The sequence below is a fragment of the Serratia sp. BNK-23 genome (genome assembly GCF_047456145.1).
Classification (GTDB): Bacteria; Pseudomonadota; Gammaproteobacteria; order Enterobacterales; family Enterobacteriaceae; genus Serratia; species Serratia nematodiphila.
Map to the genome: position 1 here is coordinate 4973830 of NZ_CP179900.1, position 23576 is coordinate 4997405.

At 56.9% G+C, this 23576-nt stretch carries 22 protein-coding genes; 1 reads left to right on the top strand and 21 read right to left on the bottom strand.

Going from position 1 to position 23576, the window contains the following annotated elements:
• Positions 1 to 8 precede the first annotated feature (8 nt).
• The 19 genes from pstB to asnC all read right to left on the bottom strand — a co-directional run bounded on the left by pstB (position 9) and on the right by asnC (position 19347).
• The gene (pstB, locus tag ACMGF9_RS23620; protein ID WP_016929614.1) at positions 9 to 779 is read right to left on the bottom strand and encodes a phosphate ABC transporter ATP-binding protein PstB; all 771 of its coding nucleotides are present in this window, start codon (positions 777 to 779) and stop codon (positions 9 to 11) included.
• A gap of 54 nt (positions 780 to 833) precedes the next feature.
• Positions 834 to 1724 (bottom strand): phosphate ABC transporter permease PstA, encoded by an 891-nt coding sequence (gene pstA / locus ACMGF9_RS23625; RefSeq protein WP_004933824.1) that lies wholly within the window; start codon positions 1722 to 1724, stop codon positions 834 to 836.
• Position 1725: 1 nt separating this feature from the next.
• Positions 1726 to 2682: a phosphate ABC transporter permease PstC gene (gene pstC / locus ACMGF9_RS23630; RefSeq protein ID WP_004933822.1), complete on the bottom strand. Its 957-nt coding sequence runs from the start codon at positions 2680 to 2682 to the stop codon at positions 1726 to 1728.
• A gap of 91 nt (positions 2683 to 2773) precedes the next feature.
• On the bottom strand, positions 2774 to 3814 hold the full coding sequence (gene pstS / locus ACMGF9_RS23635; RefSeq protein WP_004933819.1) for a phosphate ABC transporter substrate-binding protein PstS: 1041 nt from the start codon (positions 3812 to 3814) through the stop codon (positions 2774 to 2776).
• 335 nt (positions 3815 to 4149) lie between these two features.
• Positions 4150 to 5979, bottom strand: coding sequence for a glutamine--fructose-6-phosphate transaminase (isomerizing) (glmS, locus tag ACMGF9_RS23640; RefSeq protein WP_004933817.1), 1830 nt, complete (start codon positions 5977 to 5979; stop codon positions 4150 to 4152).
• A 151-nt stretch (positions 5980 to 6130) separates the two neighbouring features.
• On the bottom strand, positions 6131 to 7504 hold the full coding sequence (glmU, locus tag ACMGF9_RS23645) for a bifunctional UDP-N-acetylglucosamine diphosphorylase/glucosamine-1-phosphate N-acetyltransferase GlmU (protein WP_015376135.1): 1374 nt from the start codon (positions 7502 to 7504) through the stop codon (positions 6131 to 6133).
• A gap of 289 nt (positions 7505 to 7793) precedes the next feature.
• The gene (locus ACMGF9_RS23650; protein ID WP_004933814.1) at positions 7794 to 8213 is read right to left on the bottom strand and encodes a F0F1 ATP synthase subunit epsilon; all 420 of its coding nucleotides are present in this window, start codon (positions 8211 to 8213) and stop codon (positions 7794 to 7796) included.
• 20 nt (positions 8214 to 8233) lie between these two features.
• Positions 8234 to 9616, bottom strand: a complete 1383-nt coding sequence (atpD, locus tag ACMGF9_RS23655) for a F0F1 ATP synthase subunit beta (RefSeq protein WP_004933813.1) — start codon at positions 9614 to 9616, stop codon at positions 8234 to 8236.
• 32 nt (positions 9617 to 9648) lie between these two features.
• Positions 9649 to 10512: a F0F1 ATP synthase subunit gamma gene (gene atpG / locus ACMGF9_RS23660; RefSeq protein WP_004933811.1), complete on the bottom strand. Its 864-nt coding sequence runs from the start codon at positions 10510 to 10512 to the stop codon at positions 9649 to 9651.
• 59 nt (positions 10513 to 10571) lie between these two features.
• Complete coding sequence (gene atpA, locus ACMGF9_RS23665; protein ID WP_004933808.1) at positions 10572 to 12113, bottom strand: F0F1 ATP synthase subunit alpha; 1542 nt, start codon at positions 12111 to 12113, stop codon at positions 10572 to 10574.
• A 12-nt stretch (positions 12114 to 12125) separates the two neighbouring features.
• Complete coding sequence (gene atpH, locus ACMGF9_RS23670; RefSeq protein ID WP_015376133.1) at positions 12126 to 12659, bottom strand: F0F1 ATP synthase subunit delta; 534 nt, start codon at positions 12657 to 12659, stop codon at positions 12126 to 12128.
• Positions 12660 to 12673: 14 nt separating this feature from the next.
• On the bottom strand, positions 12674 to 13144 hold the full coding sequence (gene atpF / locus ACMGF9_RS23675) for a F0F1 ATP synthase subunit B (protein WP_004933804.1): 471 nt from the start codon (positions 13142 to 13144) through the stop codon (positions 12674 to 12676).
• 57 nt (positions 13145 to 13201) lie between these two features.
• Positions 13202 to 13441, bottom strand: a complete 240-nt coding sequence (gene atpE, locus ACMGF9_RS23680) for a F0F1 ATP synthase subunit C (protein ID WP_004093904.1) — start codon at positions 13439 to 13441, stop codon at positions 13202 to 13204.
• A 49-nt stretch (positions 13442 to 13490) separates the two neighbouring features.
• Positions 13491 to 14270: a F0F1 ATP synthase subunit A gene (gene atpB, locus ACMGF9_RS23685; protein ID WP_015376132.1), complete on the bottom strand. Its 780-nt coding sequence runs from the start codon at positions 14268 to 14270 to the stop codon at positions 13491 to 13493.
• A gap of 22 nt (positions 14271 to 14292) precedes the next feature.
• Positions 14293 to 14676, bottom strand: coding sequence for a F0F1 ATP synthase subunit I (gene atpI / locus ACMGF9_RS23690; RefSeq protein ID WP_004933796.1), 384 nt, complete (start codon positions 14674 to 14676; stop codon positions 14293 to 14295).
• Between the two features lie 639 nt (positions 14677 to 15315).
• Positions 15316 to 15936, bottom strand: coding sequence for a 16S rRNA (guanine(527)-N(7))-methyltransferase RsmG (rsmG, locus tag ACMGF9_RS23695; protein ID WP_015379471.1), 621 nt, complete (start codon positions 15934 to 15936; stop codon positions 15316 to 15318).
• 138 nt (positions 15937 to 16074) lie between these two features.
• Positions 16075 to 17964, bottom strand: a complete 1890-nt coding sequence (mnmG, locus tag ACMGF9_RS23700) for a tRNA uridine-5-carboxymethylaminomethyl(34) synthesis enzyme MnmG (protein WP_088382022.1) — start codon at positions 17962 to 17964, stop codon at positions 16075 to 16077.
• A 380-nt stretch (positions 17965 to 18344) separates the two neighbouring features.
• Positions 18345 to 18785 (bottom strand): FMN-binding protein MioC, encoded by a 441-nt coding sequence (mioC, locus tag ACMGF9_RS23705; protein WP_118892617.1) that lies wholly within the window; start codon positions 18783 to 18785, stop codon positions 18345 to 18347.
• A 100-nt stretch (positions 18786 to 18885) separates the two neighbouring features.
• Positions 18886 to 19347 (bottom strand): transcriptional regulator AsnC, encoded by a 462-nt coding sequence (gene asnC / locus ACMGF9_RS23710; RefSeq protein ID WP_004933786.1) that lies wholly within the window; start codon positions 19345 to 19347, stop codon positions 18886 to 18888.
• Positions 19348 to 19502: 155 nt separating this feature from the next.
• Here asnC and asnA point away from each other — a divergent pair, with 155 nt between their 5' ends.
• Entirely contained in the window at positions 19503 to 20495 is a 993-nt protein-coding gene (gene asnA / locus ACMGF9_RS23715) for an aspartate--ammonia ligase (protein WP_044030153.1), read from the top strand.
• Positions 20496 to 20501: 6 nt separating this feature from the next.
• Here asnA and viaA read toward each other — a convergent pair whose 3' ends face one another.
• Together viaA and ravA are read right to left on the bottom strand one after the other, a co-directional pair.
• Positions 20502 to 21965 (bottom strand): ATPase RavA stimulator ViaA, encoded by a 1464-nt coding sequence (gene viaA / locus ACMGF9_RS23720; protein ID WP_004933781.1) that lies wholly within the window; start codon positions 21963 to 21965, stop codon positions 20502 to 20504.
• A gap of 2 nt (positions 21966 to 21967) precedes the next feature.
• Positions 21968 to 23476, bottom strand: a complete 1509-nt coding sequence (ravA, locus tag ACMGF9_RS23725) for an ATPase RavA (RefSeq protein WP_088382021.1) — start codon at positions 23474 to 23476, stop codon at positions 21968 to 21970.
• Positions 23477 to 23576: the final 100 nt, after the last annotated feature.

Sequence of the window (23576 nt, forward strand, 5' to 3'; positions counted from 1 at the left end):
GCTTCCTATCAACCATAACGGCCAGTGATGTAGTCTTCAGTCTGCTTTTTCTGCGGCGCAGTGAACAGGTTATCAGTATCACTGAACTCGATCAGCTCGCCCAGATACATAAATGCGGTAGAGTCGGAGCAGCGCGCCGCCTGCTGCATGTTGTGCGTCACAATCACCACGGTGTAATCGGCCTTCAGTTCGCTGATCAGCTCTTCAATCTTGCCGGTGGAGATCGGATCCAGCGCCGAGCAAGGCTCATCCAGCAACAGCACTTCCGGACGAATGGCGATGCCGCGGGCGATGCACAGACGCTGCTGCTGGCCGCCGGAGAGGCTGTAGCCGCTCTGGTGCAGCTTGTCCTTGGTTTCGTTCCACAGCGCCGCCTTGGTCAGCGCCCACTGCACGCGCTCATCCATATCGGCGCGCGACAGCTTTTCAAACAGGCGAACGCCGAAGGCAATGTTGTCGTAAATCGACATCGGGAACGGCGTTGGCTTTTGGAACACCATGCCGACCTTGGCGCGCAGCAGCGCGATATCCGAGTTGTCGGTCAGGATGTTCTGGCCGTCCAGCAGGATGCCGCCTTCCGCACGCTGTTCAGGGTACAGCTGGTACATCTTGTTGAAGGTGCGCAGCAGGGTGGATTTGCCGCAGCCGGACGGGCCGATAAACGCGGTGACCTTGTTCTTGGCGATATCCAGCGTGATGTTCTTCAGCGCATGGAATTTGCCGTAGTAGAAGTTCAGATCGCGTACCTGAATTTTGCTGCTGGAAGCGTCAGTAACCATACTCATCAAGACTTCTCTCTTTTCATCAGCGCCGCCAAAGCGGCGCTCAAAATTTTATGAATGCTTTTTCTTGGCGAAAATTACGCGCGCCAGGATATTCAGTAACAGTACGCACAGGGTGATCAACAGCACCCCGGCCCAGGCCAGCTGCTGCCATTCGGCGAACGGGCTCATGGCGAATTTGAAGATGGTCACCGGCAGGTTGGCGATCGGCTGCATCAGGTCGGTGCTCCAGAACTGGTTCGACAGCGAGGTGAACAGCAGCGGCGCCGTTTCCCCCGCGATACGCGCAATCGCCAGCAGCACGCCGGTGATGATGCCGGACACCGACGCCTTCAGCGTGATAGCGGAAATCATGCGCCATTTCGGCGTGCCCAGCGCATAAGCGGCCTCGCGCAGCGTATCCGGCACCAGCTTCAGCATGTTCTCGGTGGTGCGAATGACGATCGGCACCTGCAGCAGCGCCAGCGCCACGATGCCGGCCCAACCGGAGAAGTGTTCCATCTTCGCCACCACGATGGTGTAAACGAACAGGCCCACCACGATCGACGGTGCGGAGAGCAGAATGTCGTTGATAAAGCGGATCACTTCCGCCAGCCAGGATTTACGGCCGTATTCCGCCAGGTAGATGCCGGCCATGATGCCCAGCGGCGTACCGAAGAGGGTCGCCCACAGGATCAACAGGCCGCTGCCGGCGATGGCGTTGGCCAGGCCGCCGCCCGCGGTATTCGGCGGCGGGGTCATCTCGGTGAACAGCGCCAGCGACATGCCGTCGAAGCCTTTGGTGACGGTGGCGATCAGGATCCAGATCAGCCAGAACAGCCCGAACGCCATGGTCGCCATCGACAGGAACAGCGCGAGGCGGTTTTTCTGCCGGCGCCAGGCCTGCATTTTGCGGCGGCTTTCCGCCAGAACGACTGCGTTTTGCATATCCATCGTCGCCATGTTAACGCCCCTCATTCTTGGCCAGACGCATGATCATCAGTTTCGACAGCGCCAGCACGATAAAGGTGATAACAAACAGAATCAGGCCCAGCTCCATCAACGCGGCGGTGTGCACGCCGGACTCGGCTTCAGCGAATTCGTTGGCCAGCGCCGAGGTGATGCTGTTGCCCGGCATGTACAGCGAAGCGCTGTCGAGCTGGTAGGTGTTGCCGATGATAAAGGTCACCGCCATGGTTTCCCCCAGCGCGCGGCCCAGGCCCAACATCACGCCGCCGATGACGCCGTTTTTGGTGAACGGCAGCACGATGCGCCAGATGACCTCCCAGGTGGTGCAGCCGATACCGTAGGCCGACTCTTTCATCATTACCGGGGTCTGTTCGAACACGTCGCGCATCACCGCAGCAATGTAAGGAATGATCATGATCGCCAGGATCACCCCGGCGGCCAGGATGCCGATGCCGAAGGCCGGGCCGGAGAACAGCTCGCCGACGATTGGAATGCCCGACAGTACTTCGCCCACCGGCGTCTGGAAGTATTCGGCGAACAGCGGGGCGAACACGAACAGGCCCCACATGCCGTAGACGATGCTCGGAATGGCCGCCAGCAGCTCAATGGCGATGCCCAGCGGCCGCTTCAGCCAGTTCGGCGCCAGTTCGGTCAGGAACAGCGCGATGCCGAAGCTCACCGGCACGGCGATGATCAGCGCGATAAGCGAGGTGACCACGGTGCCGTAGATCGGCACCAGCGCGCCGAACTGCTCCGCCGGCGCGTCCCACTCTTTGGTCCACAGGAACGCAAAGCCGAATTTCTGCATGCTTGGCCAGGAGGCGAAGATCAGCGAAACGATGATGCCACCCAGCAACAATAGGGTAATCAGCGCAGCCAGTCTCACCAGCGCGCTGAAAATGATGTCACCGTTTTTGCCCGGTGCTTTGATGGTCGGCTTGTACTCAGCCATAGATTACTCTCTGTTTGAACCCTGGCAGCCCCAATCGGGATCGGAGCCTGAAGAACTGTGTGGGGCGCGGCGAACCCGCGCCCCTGCGTTGTTAGTACAGCGCTTTACCTGAACTGTCTTTTACGTTGGTTTTCCAGGCCGCACGCACCTGCTCAACCACTTCTGCCGGCAGGGTGGCGTAATCCAGCTCGTTAGCTTGTTTTGCACCGGTTTTATACGCCCAGTCGAAGAACTTCAGCACTTCGGCGCCCTGAGCAGGGTTTTTCTGCTCTTTGTGCACCAGGATGAAGGTGGTGGAGGTGATTGGCCACACGTTGTCGCCTTTCTGGTCAGTCAGATCCTGAGCGAAAGTTTTGCTCCAATCCGCGCCTTTGGCGGCGTTGCTGAAGCTCTCTTCGGTCGGGCTGACCGGTTTGCCGTCGGCGGACACCAGCTTGGTGTAAGCCAGGTTGTTCTGCTTGGCGTAAGCGTATTCTACGTAGCCGATAGAGCCTGGCAGGCGCTGAACGAAGGCGGCGATGCCGTCGTTGCCTTTACCGCCCAGACCGGTCGGCCAGTTAACGGTAGAACCGGCGCCAATCTTTTCTTTCCACTGCGCATTGGCCTTGGACAGGTAGCTGGTGAACACGAACGAGGTGCCGGAACCGTCGGCGCGGCGCACTACGGCGATGTTCTGGTCAGGCAGTTTCACGCCTGGGTTCAGCTTGGTGATAGCCGGATCGTTCCACTTTTTGACGTTGCCCAGGTAGATATCGCCCAGGGTTTTGCCGTCCAGCGTCAGTTCGCCGGATTTGATGCCCGGGATATTCACCGCCAGCACCACGCCGCCAATCACTGTCGGGAACTGGAACAGGCCGTCGGCCGCCAGCTTGTCGTCAGACAGCGGGGCGTCGGAGGCACCAAAGTCAACGGTGTTGGCCACGATTTGCTTCACGCCGCCAGAGGAGCCGATGCCCTGATAGTTAACTTTGTTGCCGGTTTCTTTCTGATAAGAATCTGCCCACTTGGCGTAAACCGGAGCGGGGAATGTCGCACCTGCACCGGTCAGGCTGGCAGCAGCGAACGCGGACACGGCGGTCAGGGAGAAGGTCGCTGCCACAATACTGGCGACGGTGGTACGCATCAGTTTCATAATCCCTCCTAATGGGATACTTAAAATCGACTTCGAGTCGTTTTAATCAGAGTAAGTATTGCTGCAGGAGGGAAAATAGGACAGTTTGGTGACAGAAAAATGTACGCAATATGACAGTTATATTACAGCGTATTTGATAGGTGTTTGTTTTTATGTAAATCAGAAGGTTAGCCGTGAAACAGCACATTTCCCAAGCAATAAAAAACCGGCTTGGCGCTGCCTATCCGCTTGAATATGACAACGTTTATCACCGAAACGGCAGCGCTGTCATCTTTAAGGTCACTCATGAAAAAAGCCGGCGCTAAGGCCGGCTTTTGCAGTTTACCTGTGACAAATTACTCTACGGTGACAGACTTCGCCAGGTTGCGCGGCTGGTCAACGTCGGTGCCCTTGATCAGCGCCACGTGGTAAGACAGCAGCTGCAACGGCACGGTGTAGAAGATCGGCGCGACGATTTCCTCGACGTGCGGCAGAGGAATGAGGGTCATGCCTTCGCTGCTGACGAAGCCGGCGTCCTGATCGGCGAACACGTACAGCTGGCCGCCGCGCGCGCGCACTTCTTCAATGTTGGACTTCAGCTTTTCCAGCAGTTCGTTGTTTGGCGCCACCACGATCACCGGCATATCGGCGTCGATCAGCGCCAGCGGGCCGTGTTTCAACTCACCCGCCGCATAAGCTTCAGCGTGAATATAGGAGATCTCTTTCAGCTTCAGCGCCCCTTCCATGGCGATCGGATACTGATCGCCGCGGCCGAGGAACAGCGCATGGTGCTTGTCGGAGAAGCCTTCCGCCAGCGCTTCGATCTCTTTATCCATCGACAGCATCTGCTCGATACGCGCCGGCAGCGCCTGCAGACCATGCACGATCTCGTGCTCCACGCTTTCCGCCATGCCTTTCAGACGGCCCAGGCGCGCCACCAGCATCAACAGCACGGTGAGCTGCGTGGTGAAGGCTTTGGTCGAGGCTACGCCGATTTCCGTACCCGCTTTGGTCATCAGCGCCAGATCGGATTCGCGCACCAGCGAAGAGCCGGCAACGTTACAAACGGCCAGCGAACCGAGATAACCCAGCTCTTTGGACAGGCGCAGCGCCGCCAGGGTGTCGGCGGTTTCGCCGGACTGTGACAGAGTGATGATCAGGCTGCCCGGACGCACCGCCGATTTGCGGTAACGGAATTCGGACGCGATCTCGACATCGCACGGCACGCCAGCCAGCGCTTCGAACCAGTAACGCGCCACCATACCGGAGTGGTAAGAAGTCCCACAGGCGATAATCTGCACGTGCTGCACCTTGGCGAGCAACTCGTCGGCGTGCGGCCCCAGCTCACTCAGGTTGATTTGGCCATGACTGAAACGCCCTTCCAGGGTGTTTTTCAGCGCCAGCGGCTGTTCGTAAATCTCTTTTTGCATGTAGTGGCGATAAGCGCCCTTGTCGCCGGCGTCATACTGCACCTGGGATTCGATCTCAGGACGCTCGATGGCGTTGCCCTGTTTGTCGAAGATGTTGACGGTGCGGCGAGTCACTTCCACCACGTCGCCCTCTTCCAGGAAGATGAAGCGGCGGGTGACCGGCAGCAGCGCCAGCTGATCGGAAGCGATGAAGTTTTCCCCGACGCCGCGGCCGATAACCAGCGGGCTGCCGGAACGCGCCGCGACCAGCACGCTCGGATCGCGGCTGTCCATCACCACGGTGCCATAAGCGCCGCGCAGCTGCGGGATCACGCGCTGAACCACTTCCAGCAGCGTACCGCCTTGCAGTTGTTCCCAGTGCACCAGGTGCGCAATCACTTCGGTGTCGGTTTCAGAGCTGAAACGGTAACCGCGTTCAATCAGCAGTTCGCGCAGCGGCTCGTGGTTTTCGATGATGCCGTTATGCACCACGGTAATGTAGTCGGAAACATGCGGGTGCGCGTTCGCTTCGGTCGGTTCACCGTGCGTAGCCCAACGGGTGTGAGCGATGCCGGTACCGCCGTGCAGATCGGTTTGTTCCGCCGCTTCGGCCAGCTTTTGTACCTTGCCAACGCGACGCAGGCGACTGACGTTGCCTTTTTCATCGACCACCGCCAGACCAGCGGAGTCATAACCGCGATACTCGAGACGACGTAAACCTTCCAACAGGATTTCTGCGATATCACGTTGCGCTACTGCGCCTACAATTCCACACATCAGTTATATTCCTAATGAACGCCCTTCATGGGCGCTTTCGATGCCTTGACCTGATTTTTGCCGGTTTTTACCGTGCGTCCCCCGAGCCTGTAGATGGTGGGGGTTATTATGTTTTGTATTGGGCTCTGAACGGAGCCCAACGCAAAACACACTATGGCTTCTTCTTCACCGGACGTTGCCAACCCTGAATGTGCACCTGCTTGACGCGGCTCAGCACCAGTTCGTTCTCGGCGATATCGCGCGTCACCGTGGTGCCGGCGGCGATGGTGGATCCTTTGCCGACCGACACCGGCGCCACCAGCTGAGTATCGGAACCGACGAACACGCCATCGCCGATCAGCGTTTTGTGCTTGTTGGCGCCATCGTAGTTACAGGTGATGGTGCCGGCGCCGATATTCACGTCATCACCGATTTCGGCATCGCCTAGGTAGCTGAGGTGGCCGGCCTTGGAGCCTTTGCCCAGACGCGCCTTTTTCATTTCCACGAAGTTGCCGACGTGAGCCCCTGCCGCCAGCTCCGCGCCTGGGCGCAGGCGGGCGAACGGCCCCACCGTGCAGTCTGCTTCCAGCACGCTGTCTTCCAGCACGCTGTAAGGGCTGATCTCGCAGTTATCGCCAATCACGCAGTTTTTCAGCACGCAGCCGGCGCCGACTTTCACCCGGTCGCCCAGCTTGACGTGACCTTCGATAATCACATTCGCATCAATAGTGATGTCACGGCCGTGAACAAGTTCCCCGCGCAGATCGAAACGCGCCGGATCCAACAACATCACGCCGGCCAACAGCAGCTTTTCAGACTGTTCCGACTGGAATACGCGCTCCAGAGTCGCCAGCTGCAGACGGTTGTTCACGCCTTCCACTTCACTTAAACGCGACGGGTGCACGGCTTCGATTTTCTTGCCGTCGGCATGGGCCAACGCAATGATATCGGTGATGTAAAACTCGCCCTGTGCGTTGTCGTTATTCAACATTCCCAACCAGCGCTTCAGATCGCGCCCGTTCGCCACCAGGATGCCGGTATTGATCTCGTTGATCTGGCGCTGTGCCTCACTGGCGTCCTTGTGTTCGACGATGCCCACCACGTTGCCCTGCTCACGCACGATGCGGCCGTAACCGCTCGGATCGTCCAGCTTGACCGTCAGCAGGCCGATGCCGCCCTGCGGCTTGGCCGCCAGCAGGCGTTGCAGCGTATCCACGGAGATTAACGGCACATCGCCGTACAGCATCAGCACGTCTTCATCGTCGGCAAAGTGCGGCGCGGCCTGCTGCATCGCATGGCCGGTACCCAGTTGCTCGGCCTGCAGCACCCAGTTCAGCGCGCCTTCGGTCAACGTGCTTTTCAACAGATCGCCGCCGTGGCCGTATACCAGATGAACCTGTTGCGCGCCCAGTTTCATCGCGGCATCAATGACGTGTTGCACCATCGGCTTGCCGGCCAACGGATGTAAAACCTTGGGAAGATCGGAATACATGCGTGTTCCCTTGCCCGCGGCGAGGATGACCACGCTCATTGCGCTGTTCGACATAAGCAACCTGATAACTCCATTTTGATAGACGAAAGTAAAACCGTTTAGCGACGATATTACTACATATTTCTCTGCACGAACCCGGCGCAGGCCGCGTGGGCCTTGGTCTGCCGCTATCACGGCCAATTCGCCGTCGGAGCGAAAAAACTGTCGGCGATCGGCGACGTTTATTTCCCGATATCAGCGGTTATACACCACACCGCCCGCCGGGCTGAAATGCTTATTTTAAAGTAAAAAAAAGCGACCCTATAGGCCGCTTTCTTAAAGTTGGGTGCCGGGCACCCAAACATTACATCGCTTTTCTGGTGAGCTCGATAACGCGCAGTTTTGCGATCGCTTTCGCCAGTTCAGCGGATGCCTGAGCATAGTCGACATCGCCATGAGAGCTGCGAATGTGTTCTTCAGCTTTACGCTTAGCTTCCAACGCTCTCGCTTCGTCGAGGTCAGTACCACGGATAGCAGTGTCCGCCAGCACGGTAACCACGCTCGGCTGCACCTCGAGGATGCCGCCGGACAGGTAGATGAACTCTTCTTCACCGTGCTGCTTAACAATACGCACCATGCCAGGCTTGATGGCAGTCAGCAGCGGCGCATGGCCAGGGAAGATCCCCAGTTCACCTTCGCTGCCTGTCACCTGGATCTTCTGCACCAGGCCGGAAAACATCTGTTTTTCCGCGCTGACTACATCCAGATGGTAAGTCATAGCCATATCACCCTCCTCTCAAGGCGTTACAGTTTCTTGGCTTTTTCCACTGCTTCTTCAATGGTGCCAACCATGTAGAACGCCTGCTCCGGCAGGTGGTCATAGTCGCCGTCCATAATGCCTTTGAAACCACGGATGGTGTCTTTCAGCGATACGAACTTGCCCGGAGAACCGGTGAAGACTTCTGCCACGAAGAACGGCTGAGACAGGAAACGTTGGATCTTACGCGCACGGGATACGACCAGTTTGTCTTCTTCAGACAGCTCGTCCATACCCAGGATCGCGATGATATCTTTCAGTTCCTGGTAGCGTTGCAGAATGGACTGCACGCCACGCGCTACGTCGTAGTGCTCCTGGCCAACAACCAGCGGATCCAGCTGACGGCTGGTGGAATCCAGCGGGTCAACGGCCGGGTAGATACCCAGAGAAGCGATGTTACGGCTCAGTACCACGGTTGCGTCCAAGTGCGCAAAGGTGGTGGCTGGAGACGGGTCAGTCAAGTCATCCGCAGGAACGTAAACGGCCTGTACGGAAGTGATGGAACCGGTCTTGGTCGAGGTGATACGTTCTTGCAGAACGCCCATCTCTTCCGCCAGCGTTGGCTGATAACCTACCGCGGATGGCATACGGCCCAGAAGTGCGGACACTTCGGTACCGGCCAGGGTGTAACGGTAGATGTTGTCAACGAACAGCAGAACGTCACGGCCTTCGTCACGGAATTTCTCCGCCATGGTCAGACCGGTCAGCGCAACGCGCAGACGGTTACCTGGTGGCTCGTTCATCTGGCCGTAAACCAGAGATACTTTGTCCAGAACGTTGGAGTCGGTCATTTCGTGGTAGAAGTCGTTACCCTCACGAGTACGCTCGCCCACGCCCGCGAACACGGAATAACCGGAGTGCTCGATCGCGATGTTACGGATCAGCTCCATCATGTTTACGGTTTTACCTACGCCCGCACCGCCGAACAGACCGACTTTACCGCCCTTGGCGAATGGACAAATCAGGTCCATTACCTTGATACCGGTTTCCAGCAGTTCCTGGGAGCTGGACAGCTCTTCGTAGCTTGGCGCCGCGCGGTGAATCGCCCAACGCTCTTCTTCGCCGATGTCGCCTTTCATGTCGATGGGTTGACCCAATACGTTCATGATACGGCCCAGGGTAGCTTTACCCACCGGCACTTCAATCGGGTGGTCCAGGTTGTTCACTTTCAGACCGCGACGCAGACCGTCGGAGGTCCCCATTGCGATACAGCGAACCACGCCACCGCCCAGCTGTTGCTGAACTTCCAACACCAGTTTTTCGGTGCCGTTTTCTACCTCAAGGGCGTCGTACACTTTTGGTACGGCATCCTGAGGGAACTCGACGTCCACCACGGCGCCGATTACCTGGATAATCTTTCCAGTAGCCATCTTGAATCCTCTACGTAATTCGTAAACCTAGCTTAAACCGCGGAGGCTCCCGAAACGATCTCGGTGAGTTCCTGAGTGATGCTGGCCTGACGCGCCTTGTTGTATACCAACTGCAGCTCTTTGATCAGGCTACCGCCGTTATCGGTTGCGGCTTTCATCGCGACCATTCGTGCGGCCTGCTCGCTGGCCAGGTTTTCCACGACGCCCTGATAAACCTGCGACTCCACATAGCGGCGCAGCAAGGTATCAAGCAGCACTTTTGGATCCGGTTCATACAGGTAATCCCAAGGCGTTTTCTTCAGCTCTTCGTCATCGGCTGGCGGTAACGGCAGCAGCTGAAGCACCTGCGGCTCTTGGGACATCGTATTAACAAATTTGTTGCTGACAATGTACAGCTTGTCCAAACGACCTTCGTCGTAGGCCTGCAGCATCACTTTCACCGGCCCGATCAGATCCGACAGGGAAGGTTTATCCCCCATGCCGGTCACCTGGGCAACCACGTTGCCGCCCACGGAACCAAAGAAAGAGGCCGCTTTAGAGCCAATCAGCGCCAAATCGGTTTCGACGCCTTTTTCGGACCAGGCTTTCATCTCCGCCAGCAGCTTTTTGAACAGGTTGATGTTCAAGCCGCCGCAGAGACCACGGTCAGTAGACACCACCAGATACCCAACGCGCTTAACGTCACGCTCATCCAGGTACGGGTGCTTGTACTCCAGATTCCCTAACGCAAGGTGACCAATCACTTTGCGCATGGTCTCTGCATAAGGACGGCTGGCCGCCATGCGATCCTGCGATTTACGCATTTTGGAGGCGGCGACCATTTCCATCGCTTTAGTGATCTTTTGCGTGTTTTGCACGCTAGCGATCTTACTACGTATCTCTTTTGCGCCGGCCATCTCTGCTTCTCCTCAGTGCCAGACGGCCTGCTGTCTTTCAACAGCAGGACCGTTCGGCGTTACCAGGACTGGGTTTTCTTGAAGGTCTCGAGGATGTCTTTCAACTTGCCCTCGATCTCATCATTGAAGTTGCCAGTTTGGTTGATGTGGTTCAGCAGTTCGGCGTGCTCGCGGTCCGCATAGGCGACCAGCGCGGCTTCGAAGCTCACCACTTTGGCGACTTCGACGTCGTTCAGGTAACCGCGTTCTGCGGCAAACAGCACCAGAGACTGTTGTGCAACCGACATTGGCGCATACTGTTTCTGTTTCAGCAGCTCGGTCACTTTCTGACCGTGGCTCAGCTGTTTGCGGGTCGCGTCGTCCAGATCGGAGGCGAACTGGGAGAACGCAGCCAGTTCACGATACTGCGCCAGCGCGGTACGGATACCACCGGACAGTTTCTTCATGATCTTGGTCTGCGCGGCGCCACCAACACGGGATACGGAGATACCCGGGTTAACTGCCGGACGAATACCGGAGTTGAACAGGTTGGATTCCAGGAAGATCTGACCATCGGTAATCGAGATTACGTTGGTCGGAACGAACGCGGAAACGTCACCCGCCTGGGTTTCAATGATCGGCAGAGCGGTCAGTGAACCGGTTTGGCCTTTAACTTCACCTTTGGTGAAGGCTTCAACGTATTCGGCGTTGACGCGCGCTGCGCGCTCCAGCAAGCGGGAGTGCAGGTAGAATACGTCGCCTGGGTAAGCTTCACGACCTGGCGGACGACGAAGCAGCAGGGAAATCTGGCGGTAAGCAACGGCCTGTTTGGACAGGTCATCGTACACGATCAGCGCATCTTCACCGCGGTCACGGAAGTATTCGCCCATTGCGCAACCGGCATATGGCGCCAGGTATTGCAGTGCAGCGGATTCGGAAGCGGTCGCCACCACCACGATGGTGTTGGCCAGTGCGCCGTGCTCTTCCAGTTTGCGCACCACGTTAGCGATGGTGGACGCTTTCTGGCCGATAGCCACGTAAACGCATTTGATGCCGGAGTCGCGTTGGTTGATGATCGCATCGATCGCCAGCGCGGTTTTACCGGTCTGACGGTCACCGATCACCAGCTCACGCTGGCCACGGCCGATTGGAATCATGGCGTCAACGGATTTGTAGCCAGTCTGAACCGGCTGATCAACGGACTGACGCTCGATAACGCCTGGCGCGATAGCTTCTACCGGAGAGAAACCGTCGTTCTCAATCGGGCCTTTGCCGTCGATTGGCGCGCCCAGGGTGTTAACTACGCGGCCCAGCAGACCACGACCGACTGGAACTTCCAGGATACGGCCGGTGCATTTCACCTTCATGCCTTCGGCCAGATCCGCGTACGGACCCATGACCACGGCACCGACGGAGTCGCGCTCCAGGTTCAATGCGATTGCGTAACGGTTGCCAGGCAGCGCGATCATTTCGCCCTGCATAACTTCGGCCAGGCCGTGTACGCGGATGATCCCGTCGCTGACGGAAACGATAGTACCTTCATTGTGAGCTTCGCTCACTACATTGAACTGAGCAATGCGCTGCTTGATCAGTTCGCTGATTTCGGTGGAATTCAGTTGCATGCTCCAGTCCCCTTAAGACTGCAAGACGTCTGTCAGGCGTTCAAGACGACCGCGAACGCTGCCATCAATCACCATATCGCCGGCGCGAACAACGATGCCGGCCAGTACAGACTTGTCAATTTTGCAATTCAGCTTAACTTTGCGTGACAGACGTTTTTCCATCGCAGCGGCGATTTTCGCCTGCTGTTCGTCGTTCAGCGCGCTCGCAGAGAGCACTTCAACTTCGACGGTGGATTCCAGCGAGGCGCGCAGTTCGATGAACTGCTGCAGCACGGCAGGAAGAACCAGTAAACGTCCATTTTCGGCCATTACACGGATAAAGTTCTGGCCATGTTCGTCGAGCCGATCGCCACAAACCGCGATGAACGTCTTGGACAGCGTTTCTGGCGCAACCGCGCCAGACAGCAGTTCAGAAATCTGTTCATTGCGAGTGACTTCAGCCGCAAACGCCAGCATGTCCTGCCAGCGCTCTACGCTTTGGTGCTCAACGGCAAAGTCAAAAGCTGCTTTGGCGTAGGGGCGAGCTACAGTTACAAATTCAGACATCAGCCCCTCCCTCCTTACAGTTCAGCGACCAGTTTATCAACGATGTCGCTGTTAGCAGCTTCATCCACGGAACGTTCGATGATCTTCTCGGCGCCGGCAATTGCCAGCATCGCGACTTGCTTACGCAACTCTTCACGAGCGCGCTTACGTTCGGCTTCGATCTCAGCCTGAGCCTGCGCCACGATTTTGTTACGTTCCTGCTCGGCTTCGGCTTTCGCTTCATCCATGATCTGAGCTTTGCGTTTGTTCGCTTGCTCGATGATCACCTGAGCTTCTGCTTTGGCAGTTTTCAGCTGGTCGGTCGCATTGGCTTGCGCTAAGTCCAGATCTTTTTTGGCACGCTCTGCAGAAGCGAGGCCGTCAGCGATTTCTTTCTGACGCTTCTCGATGGCAGCCATGATCGGCGGCCATACGTACTTCATGCAGAACCAGACAAACAGAACGAACGCGATGGCCTGGCCGAGGATTGTTGCGTTAAGATTCACAGCACAATGCCTCTTTAAAAGTTAATAGTTTGGTTACGTCGTAGAGGGTTGCTCTACTTACGCGACGGCGAACATCACGTACAGACCCAGACCTACAGCGATCATCGGGATGGCGTCGACCAGACCCATAACGATAAAGAACTGTGTACGCAGCAGAGGAATCAGGTCAGGCTGACGAGCAGCGCCTTCCAAGAATTTACCACCCAGGATGCCGATACCGATCGCAGCACCGATTGCCGCTAAACCCATCATCACAGCGGCAGCCATGTACAGCAGATCCATACTCAGGTTTTCCATGACAGTCTCCAGTTTGTTTCAGTTTAAAAGTGCAAGTGTTTTAAGAAAATCAGTGCTCTTCAGACGCCATCGACAGATAGACGATCGTCAGAACCATGAAAATAAAGGCTTGAAGCGTAATGATCAGGATGTGGAAGATAGCCCAAGGCAAGCTCAGGACCCACTGTGACCACCACGGCAACAGGCCGGCAATCAGGATGAAGATCAACTCACCCGCATACATGTTGCCGAACAGTCGCAGACCCAGTGAAACAGGTTTGGACAGCAGGCTGACACCTTCAAGAATCAGGTTGATAGGAATGAATACAGGGTGGTTGAACGGCTGCATGGTCAACTCTTTAACGAACCCGCCAACGCCTTTCATTTTGATGCTATAGAACAGAATCAGGATAAACACGCCCAGCGCCATCGACAGCGTGACGTTTACATCGGCGGTAGGCACTACGCGCAGCGCAGGCAGGCCGAGGATGTGTTCGCCAACATAAGGCAGGAAGTCGATGGGCAGCAGGTCCATCAAGTTCATCAGGAACACCCAGACGAACACGGTCAGCGCCAGCGGCGCAATCACCTTGCTCTTGCCGTGGTACATGTCGCGCACGCTGCTGTCGACGAAACCGACCACCAGCTCCACGGCGGTTTGCAGTTTACCCGGCACGCCGCTGGTGGCGTTTTTGGCCACTTTGCGGAAGATCACCAGGAAAAGCGCCCCGAGGACGACGGAGAAAAACATCGAGTCGATGTTGATCGACCAGAACCCAGTCCCGACCTGAAGCTGCGTCAGGTGGTGACCGATATACTCCTGTGGAGTCAAGACTTCTCCTGCAGACATGATGCCTCTTACCCTTATTTAGTTAAGTTCGGTAACTGTTAATCACGGCCGGTGCCACTATCTGCACCACTAACACCGCTAAATAGGTCAGGCCAAGCGGTATAAACTCCGCCTTGAACACCCCCAGCGCCACGATCAGCAAAACGATGGTGATCACGACCTTTAGCCCCTCGCCGATGGCGAACGACCAGGCAACCCTACCGGGCGCCGGCGTTTGCGCCTGATGGCGCAAGGCAAACAGCATAAACATTGCACTCGGCAACCAGGCGGCGAGACCGCCTGCCAACGCCGAAGCGCTCCATTCCGGGCTTTTCAGCCAGAAAGCAACGCTGATCAGAACAAAAGTCATTAACTGCAAAAACAGCAGTTTGCGTGCGACTTTCCCGCTGTAAAGGGACACAGACATGACGTTTGTTCTCTCCGTACCCCAGAGGGGGTATGCTGAGTGACGTATACAACTGTTTTTGCTGTCCTGAGTCAAGCAGCAAAAAACGAGCAAATTATACGGGGCATACCAACGAATTCAATCGATAAGTAGCGAAAAGGTGAACAATTATTTAAATTTCCCTATTCCAGCCTATTTTCACAAGAAAACGGTCGGAATAATAGGGCGCATTTAATTGTCTGATTATTCCAGCGTTGCGTTTAGAAACGCGAAGCTGATCACAGTAATGTCCCTTCCTGATTTATAGCCGATGGTCAACCAAACCGTCTTTAGCAATTTGAGCGATCAAAAAATTATATAAATCAAAACATTACTAGTTAACTGTTCAAAAACAATCCGTATACCCGATGAAAACCTTTTATTGACAAGCAGCGGGGCAATATTCCAACAGCCAATTAACATTAGCAGCAAACGCCAATCTTTCGCACATGATTGCTAACGTGACTATTTCTAAATGCAATTACTCTATTGTCGCTAATTAGCCGCGTTTTTTGTGTTAATAGAAAGTAAATTAACTAAAAAAAGCGACCAACTAATTAGCCTGCTTATCTTTCTGCTGGGTACGACCTTTAATTCACGCTTGTTTGATCAAAAGCAAACTCAGTTTGCCTTAAGAATCACCAGATGACGTTCGCCTTCCAGTTCAGGCACCTGCAGCCGCACGATAGACTCCAGGCTAACGCCAGCCGGCAACTGCGTCAGTTCTTCATCCGGGCGCACGCCTTTCAACGCGTAAAAACGCCCCTGCCCTTTCGCCGGCAGGTGATGGCACCAGGACAGCATATCCTGCAGCGAAGCGAATGCCCGGCTGATCACGCCATCGAACGGTGGCTCGGCCGGAAACGCTTCGACGCGGCTCTGCACCGGCTCGATATTGTTCAGGCCCAGCTCATGCTGCACCTGGCGCAGGAAACGCACGCGCTTGCCCAGGCTGTCGAGCAGCGTGAAATGCGCGTCCGGGCGCACAATCGCCAGCGGAATGCCCGGCAAGCCGGGGCCGGTGCCGACATCGATAAAACGCGAGCCCTGCAGATGCGGATTGACCACAATACTGTCGAGGATGTGGCGCACCAGCATTTGCTGCGGATCGCGCACCGACGTGAGGTTATAAGCCTTGTTCCACTTATCCAGCATGCCGACATAGCCCAGCAGCTGCTGTTTCTGCTGATCGGGCAGCTCAATGCCTGCTGCCGCGAGCAGCGAGTCTAATTTTTTTTGCACAACGGATCCTCTGGCAGGCGCTGAACGACCAGCGGATGGTTAGCTGGCGCAATGAGGCGACTATGATAATTCAGGGCGCAAGTGATGTCAGCGGCCGTTTGGCTACGGGTTGAGCAAACGGCCGCCTGGATGCGGGATTTATGCGCTGCGGCGCAGCAGTCCCTGCTTTTTCAGCCAGATCAGCAAAATCGAGATCGCCGCCGGTGTAATGCCGGAGATGCGCGAAGCCTGGCCGATGGAGTTCGGTTTGTGATCGTTCAGCTTGGCGATCACCTCGTTCGACAGCCCCGAAACCTGACGGTAGTCAAGATCCAGCGGCAGCACGGTGTTCTCGTTGCGCTGCTGTTTTTCGATCTCTTCCTGCTGGCGAGCGATATAGCCTTCGTATTTGACCTGGATCTCGACCTGCTCGGCGGCTTGTACGTCGTCCAACGGCGGCGCGAAGGCGTCGATGCTGGTCAATTGCGCGTAATCCATCTCAGGACGGCGCAGCAACTCTTCGCCGTTCGCTTCACGCGACAGCGGCGCTTTCAGCAATGCATTGACCTGTTCGACGTTCTCGGCGTGCGGATGCATCCAGATGTCGCGCAGGCGTTGACGTTCACGTTCGATTCGCTCCAGCTTCTCGCTGTAACGCGCCCAGCGCACGTCGTCCACCAGACCGAGTTCACGGCCTTTTTCCGTCAGACGGAGATCGGCGTTGTCTTCGCGCAGCATCAGACGATACTCGGCGCGTGAGGTAAACATGCGGTACGGTTCTTTGGTGCCGAGGGTGCTGAGATCGTCCACCAGCACGCCGAGGTAGGCCTGATCGCGACGTGGCGCCCAGCCCTCTTGTTCATCGGCGAAGCGCCCGGCGTTCAGGCCGGCCAGCAGGCCCTGTGCGGCGGCTTCTTCATAGCCGGTGGTGCCGTTGATCTGGCCGGCGAAGAACAGGCCCTGAATAAATTTGCTTTCCAGCGTCGGTTTCAGATCGCGTGGATCGAAGAAATCGTACTCGATGGCATAACCAGGGCGAATAATACGCGCGTTCTGCATCCCTTCCATTGAACGGACGATCTGCATCTGCACGTCGAACGGCAGGCTGGTGGAGATCCCGTTAGGGTAAATCTCGTTGCTGGTCAGGCCTTCCGGCTCAAGGAAGATCTGGTGCGCGTTGCGATCGGCAAAACGCATGACCTTGTCTTCGATCGACGGACAGTAACGTGGGCCGATCCCTTCAATGATCCCGGCATACATCGGGCTGCGATCGAGGTTATTGCGGATCACGTCATGGGTTTTTTCATTGGTGTGGGTGATGTAGCACGCCATTTGTTCCGGGTGCTGGCTGGCATCGCCCAGGAACGAGAATACCGGCACCGGCGTATCGCCGTGTTGCGGCGCCAATACGCTGAAATCGATAGTGCGGGCGTCGATGCGCGGCGGCGTACCGGTTTTCAAGCGGTTAACGCGCAGCGGCAGTTCACGCAAACGCTGCGACAGCGAGATCGAAGGAGGATCCCCTGCGCGGCCGCCGCTGTAATTCTCCAGGCCGATATGGATCTTGCCGTCCAGGAAGGTGCCTACGGTCAATACCACCGCCTTGGCGCGGAATTTCAGACCCATTTGGGTGACGGCACCCACGACGCGATCGTTTTCGACGATCAGATCCTCAACCGGCTGTTGGAAGATCATCAGGTTGGGCTGGTTCTCCAACGCGGTACGGATCGCCTGCCGATACAGGACGCGATCCGCCTGAGCGCGAGTGGCGCGAACGGCTGGGCCTTTGCTGGCGTTTAGTATCCTAAACTGGATGCCGGCATGGTCGATCGCCGTTGCCATCAGGCCGCCGAGCGCATCAATTTCCTTAACCAGATGCCCTTTACCAATACCGCCAATCGCCGGGTTACAGGACATCTGTCCCAGCGTATCGATATTGTGTGTCAATAATAAAGTCTGACGTCCCATGCGCGCCGCGGCCATGGCGGCCTCGGTACCTGCATGGCCACCACCGATGATGATGACGTCAAATTGATCTGGATAAAACATGGAACTGCACCTCGCCGTATTGCGAACGATCGTATTTGCCCTGGGGTCGGGGATTCTACTCAAGTTTAGACGATCGACCAAGTGGTCAGGATCGTCGGTAATTAAAAGAAGATCTTTTTTATTTAAAGATCTCTTTATTAGATCTCTTATTAGGATCGCGATCCTCTGTGGATAAGTGACTATTCACGATGAAGATCAGCAGATTAAGGAGGATCGTTTGCTGTGAATGATCGGTGATCCCGACGCAGATAAGCTGGGATCTAAAAGGCTTGTTATACACAGGACAAAAAGCGCACTACGGTTGTTATTGGGATAACTACGGCTTTTACCCTGCTTTTAAGTATAGTTATCCACAATCGTTCGCACGATCTTTAGACGAATTAGAGTAAATTAATCCAGTTTTTTACCCATTCCTCGGCCGGATCCTCGGGAATTTCATGATCGGTCACGTCGATCTCGAGACGATCGCCGATCCTTTTAGCGCCTCTGGCGATCAACAGATCGTCGATCTGTTTGATCGCACCGCAGAAGGTGTCGTATTCCGAACTGCCCAAACCGACGGCGCCGAACTGTACCTCGGAAAGATCCGGCTGCTGCTCAGCGATCTGTTCCAACAGCGGTTGAAGGTTATCTGGCAGTTCGCCGGCGCCGTGCGTGGAAGAGACCACCAGCCAGCGGCCGGTCAACGGCAGTTCATCCAGTTCAGGGCCGTGCAGCATCTCGGTAGAGAAACCCGCGTCTTCCAGCTTTTCAGCCAAATGTTCAGCCACGTATTCGGCGCTGCCAAGCGTACTGCCACTGATCAGAGTAATGTCTGCCATGAACCAACGATCCCAACCTTCTCACTCAAAGTGGCTGCATTGTACGCTGTGAATCGGCTGGGATCTACCTGTGGATAATGTGGGTATGCAATTTGGCGGGTTACGGCACGATGGTGCGCATAATGGGGTTCTGCAGTGAGATCAGCGTTTCGGTGGACTGGATCTCGTCGATGGTCTGGATCTTGTTGATAAGTACCTGTTGCAACGCGTCGATCGATCGGCACATTACCTTAATAAAGACGCTGTAGTGGCCGGTGGTGTAATAGGCTTCCACCACTTCTTCCAGGCTTTCCAGCTTCTTCAGCGCCGAAGGGTAATCCTTGGCGCTCTTTAATATGATGCCGATAAAGCAGCACACGTCGTAGCCCAGCTGTTTGGGGCTGACGTCGATGCGCGCGCCGGTGATGATCCCGGCCTGCTTCATCTTCTCCACCCGCACATGAATGGTGCCGGGGCTGACGGCGAAGTTTTTCGCCAGTTCGGCGTACGGTGTGCGCGCATTGTCCATCAGGGCGTTGAGAATGCCGCGATCGAGATTATCGATCTGATAAATTTCCGCCATTTAATCCCCCATTAATTAACGATTGTTGAATTCTGTCCGGGTAAAAATGAACGATTAAAAGTGAAAAGGCAATATTGATTAATGGATATTGAATTGTCGTGTCATTTTGTTGCTTAATCGATGGCAACAGAGACAGGTTTACAAGAGATACGGCAATGAAAAAACAGTTTATCCAAAAACAACAACAAATCAGCCAGGTCAAAGCCTTCTTCTCCCGCCAGCTGGAGCAACAGCTCGGTCTGATCGAAGTGCAAGCCCCGATCCTTAGCCGCCTGGGCGACGGCACGCAGGATAACCTTTCCGGCAGCGAGAAAGCGGTGCAGGTCAAAGTCAAAACCTTGCCGGACGCCACCTTCGAAGTGGTGCATTCGCTGGCGAAATGGAAACGCAAAACCCTGGGCAGCTACGATTTCGGTGCCGGCGAAGGCCTGTATACCCATATGAAGGCGCTGCGCCCGGATGAAGACCGCCTGACGCCTATCCACTCGGTGTACGTCGATCAGTGGGACTGGGAACGGGTGATGGGCGACGGTGAGCGTAGCCTGGACTACCTGAAAAACACCGTGCGCAGTATTTACGCTGCGATCAAGGCGACGGAGGCGGAAGTCAGCCGCGAGCATGGCCTGACCCCGTTCCTGCCGGAACAAATCCACTTCGTGCACAGCGAAACCCTGCTGCAGCGCTACCCTGATCTGGACGCCAAGGGGCGCGAGCGGGCGATTGCCAAAGAATTGGGCGCAGTGTTCCTGATTGGCATCGGCGGCAAGCTGTCACACGGTAAATCGCACGATGTGCGGGCGCCGGATTATGATGACTGGACCACGCCGACGGCGGATGGCCTGGCGGGCCTGAACGGCGATATCGTGGTGTGGAACCCGGTGCTGCAGGACGCTTTCGAGCTGTCCTCCATGGGGATCCGCGTTGACGCCGCCGCGCTGAAACACCAGTTGGCGCTGACCGGCGATGAAGAGCGCATGAAGCTGGAATGGCACCAGTCCTTACTGCGCGGCGATATGCCGCAGACCATCGGCGGCGGCATCGGTCAGTCGCGTCTGGTGATGTTGTTGCTGCAACTGTCGCATATCGGCCAGGTGCAATGCGGCGTGTGGTCGCCGGAAGTGCGCGGCGCGGTTGAAGGTCTGCTCTAATCCCGCCTAGCGCCGCCAGCGGCGCATCAAACGGCTTTTCAGCCCGGTATCAAAGCGCCAGATATGATCGAAGATGCGCATGATGCCGGGTTTGCCGTAGGCGGACATCGCCACCGCGTGGAAACGTTGCTGGTGGCTTTGCTGCTGCTGTTTCACCTTCTTTATTACCTCCTCCGGCAACCGCTGGGCAATAAAATCGGAAATGATCACCGCATCGGCGTCGAACCAGCCGCTCTCCGCCATTTTGGTGACGGTGGCGTTCAGGCAGGCCGCCAGATCGGTGCCGCCACGAAACTGCTGGCCGAGAAAGCGCACTGCCTGCTCGATGCCGCTGGCGGCGGTGAGTTCGTAATGCACGATCTGGTTGGCGAACAGCATGATATAGCAGCGGCGGTTGTCCGCCAGCGCAATGCGCAGCAGCGCCAGACAGAACGCCTTGGCGCACTGTTCGTTGAAACCGCCCATCGATCCGGAGGTGTCCACGCAGACGATAAACGGCCCGCGCGGCTGTTGATCCTGCTGCTGGTGAGTGACCTGGCGGATCAGGATCTGTTCCTGCCAGACGTCGCCCTGCAGACGGTAGCTCAGCAGCCGCTTTTCCAACAGGCGGCGATAAAACTCGAATTCCAGCTCTTCAATCCCCAGCGTCGCCAGCTCCGGCGGCAGCAGGCGCAGGATGTCGTCGCTCTGATGAATGCCGCTCACTTCTTCCGGCAGCGTGGCCGGCACCTGCACCATGACCCTGAACGGCTCCGGCTGCGCGTCCTGTTGCTGCACCGCCTTGGCCTGATAGCTGCGGCCCAGCTGTTGCGCCAGCTTTTTCAGCTCCGGCTGCTGCTGCAAAAAGTTGCCGTACTCCACCAGCCGCTGATAATCGCCACGCTGCAGCTGGCCTTTGCTCATGTCCCACAGCCTGCCGGCGGCGGTGTCGTTTTCCGACAGCAGCGGTTCCAGCGCGCCGCTCAGCGCCAACCGCTCCTGCAGTTCCGCCATCAGCTGCTCGCGCTCTTGTTCCAGCAGTTGGTGGTGCAGCATGGTGGCCTGCAGCGTCAGGCTGATGCGCCAGCGCTGCAGAAACAGCGTTTGAAAGCTGTCGTCCAGCGGATGATTGGGCAGATCGGCGGCGTCCACCAGCGCGCGCGCCTGTTCATAAAACGGTGAGACCAGCTGGCGCAGCAGCTCCATGGTGTCGTTGAGGTTGTGATAGAACTGGGTGTTGTTCTCCAGCTGGCACTGCTGGTAGCGATAGAATTCCTGCGCCAGCGCCGGCGGCACCATCGCCTCCTGCAGACGCTCCTTGAGCTGCAGCTTCCAACGCGGCAGATCGCGATCCAGCGCTCGGCGAAGGGCCGGAAACTTTTTAAAGAATACCGACAGCTGCGGCGCCGCCAGCATGCCGACGATCATCTCCTCGATCATCTCGCCTTCGGTGATCGCCAGCAGCAGATCGAGCGTCTCCAGACTGAGCATGGTTACTGGCCGCGCATTTGCTGCAGTTGCTGTTTAACCTGTTCCGCGACCTGCAGCAGACTGGCTTCGATCTTGGCCAGGCCGGCGGCGGGGGTGAACAGACAGGGCTGATGTTGGCTGAAGGCGCGGCGTTGCTCCGCCAGGCGCTGGGCCAATCCGTCCATTTCATCCAGCAGCGCCTGCGGCGTGGCGGTGGCCTGTTTGCCCGGCAGCGCCAGCAACGACGGCTGGCGGCTGACGTCCAACACCGTGAGGTGCAGTTGGTCATCCACTTCCAGGTCGATCGGCTGCGCAAAGCCGATGCCGTTCAGCTTGGCGCGCACGTCGCCGCCTTTTTGCAGCCAGTTGTCCAGCGCGCTGCTTTCGATGCTCAGATGGTTGACCTGAATGTCATGCAGCTGCAGCGGCTTTTGCAACAGCAGAGTGAGGGTGCCGCCGGCGAACGGCGTGGCCGGCGCGTATTGCGGTTTGCGGCTGAACATCCCGCCTTTTTTCACCAGGCTGATGGCCTGCCGGTCGCTTTGTTGCTGTTGGTCCTGCAGCCAGCGGGTGTGGATCTGTTGCAACTGGATCAGCATCGACTGCTGCTGATAGGCCGACTCGGTCAGCAGCTGATCGATCTGCTGTTGCAGCAGTTTCAGCGAGGTGAGATCGTGCCACAGGCAGTCTTTCAACAGCATCAGATCGAGCGGGGCGATGGCGTCGCGCCCGCTGAAGAAGGCGCAGGCTTGCAGCAGGCGCAGGGCTTTTTTCCAGCGCCGATCGGAGACGTATGGCGCCTGCTCCAGCGCGTCCAGCCGCTGGCGCAGCTGGAAAATCAGCTCAAAACAGGTTTCCGGCAGCGTGACTTTGTCGATCTGCGGTTGCCACTGCAGAAACTCTTCGTCGCTGATGCTCAGCGCCGCCGGCACCGGGTTTTGGCTTTCGCTCTGGCGGTTGACCAGCAGCGAGCGGAAATTCTGTTTATCCTGCACCTTGTCCAGCCACAGGCGGATCAGCATGCGGTCATATAAGGCTTCGAGGCTGTTGTCCGCTTCGGGCAGTTCGTTGGAGGCGGTGACCAGCAGGCGCAGCGGGATCGGTTCTTCGCTGTTGCCGTTGCGAAAGCGGCGTTCGTTGATCGCCGTCAGCAGGGTGTTGAGGATCGCCGGGCCAGCCTTCCAGATCTCGTCAAGAAACACGATCTCCGCTTCCGGCAGATAGCCGGCGGTCAGACGCTGATAGCGCCCCTCATCTTTCAGCGCCTGGATAGAGAGCGGGCCGAAGACCTCTTCCGGCGTGGAAAAACGCGTCATCAGGTATTCAAAGGAGCGGGCGTTGCGGAAGGCAAACTTCAGCCGGCGCGCGATCAGGCTCTTGGCGATGCCGGGCGGGCCGAGCAGGAATACGCTTTCGCCGCTCAGCGCCGCCAGCAGGCACAGACGGATTGCCTCTTGCCGCTCATAAAGACCGCTCTCCAGCGCGCTGCTGAGGCGGGAAATTCGTTCTGCCAGAAGGGATGATGGCGTCATATAATTGTCGCATTGTCCGAGAGTTAGCCAATCTTGGTCGATAATCCGATGATAAACCACCATTATTTTTAGTGGTATAGCCCGTTGATTAGTAATATTT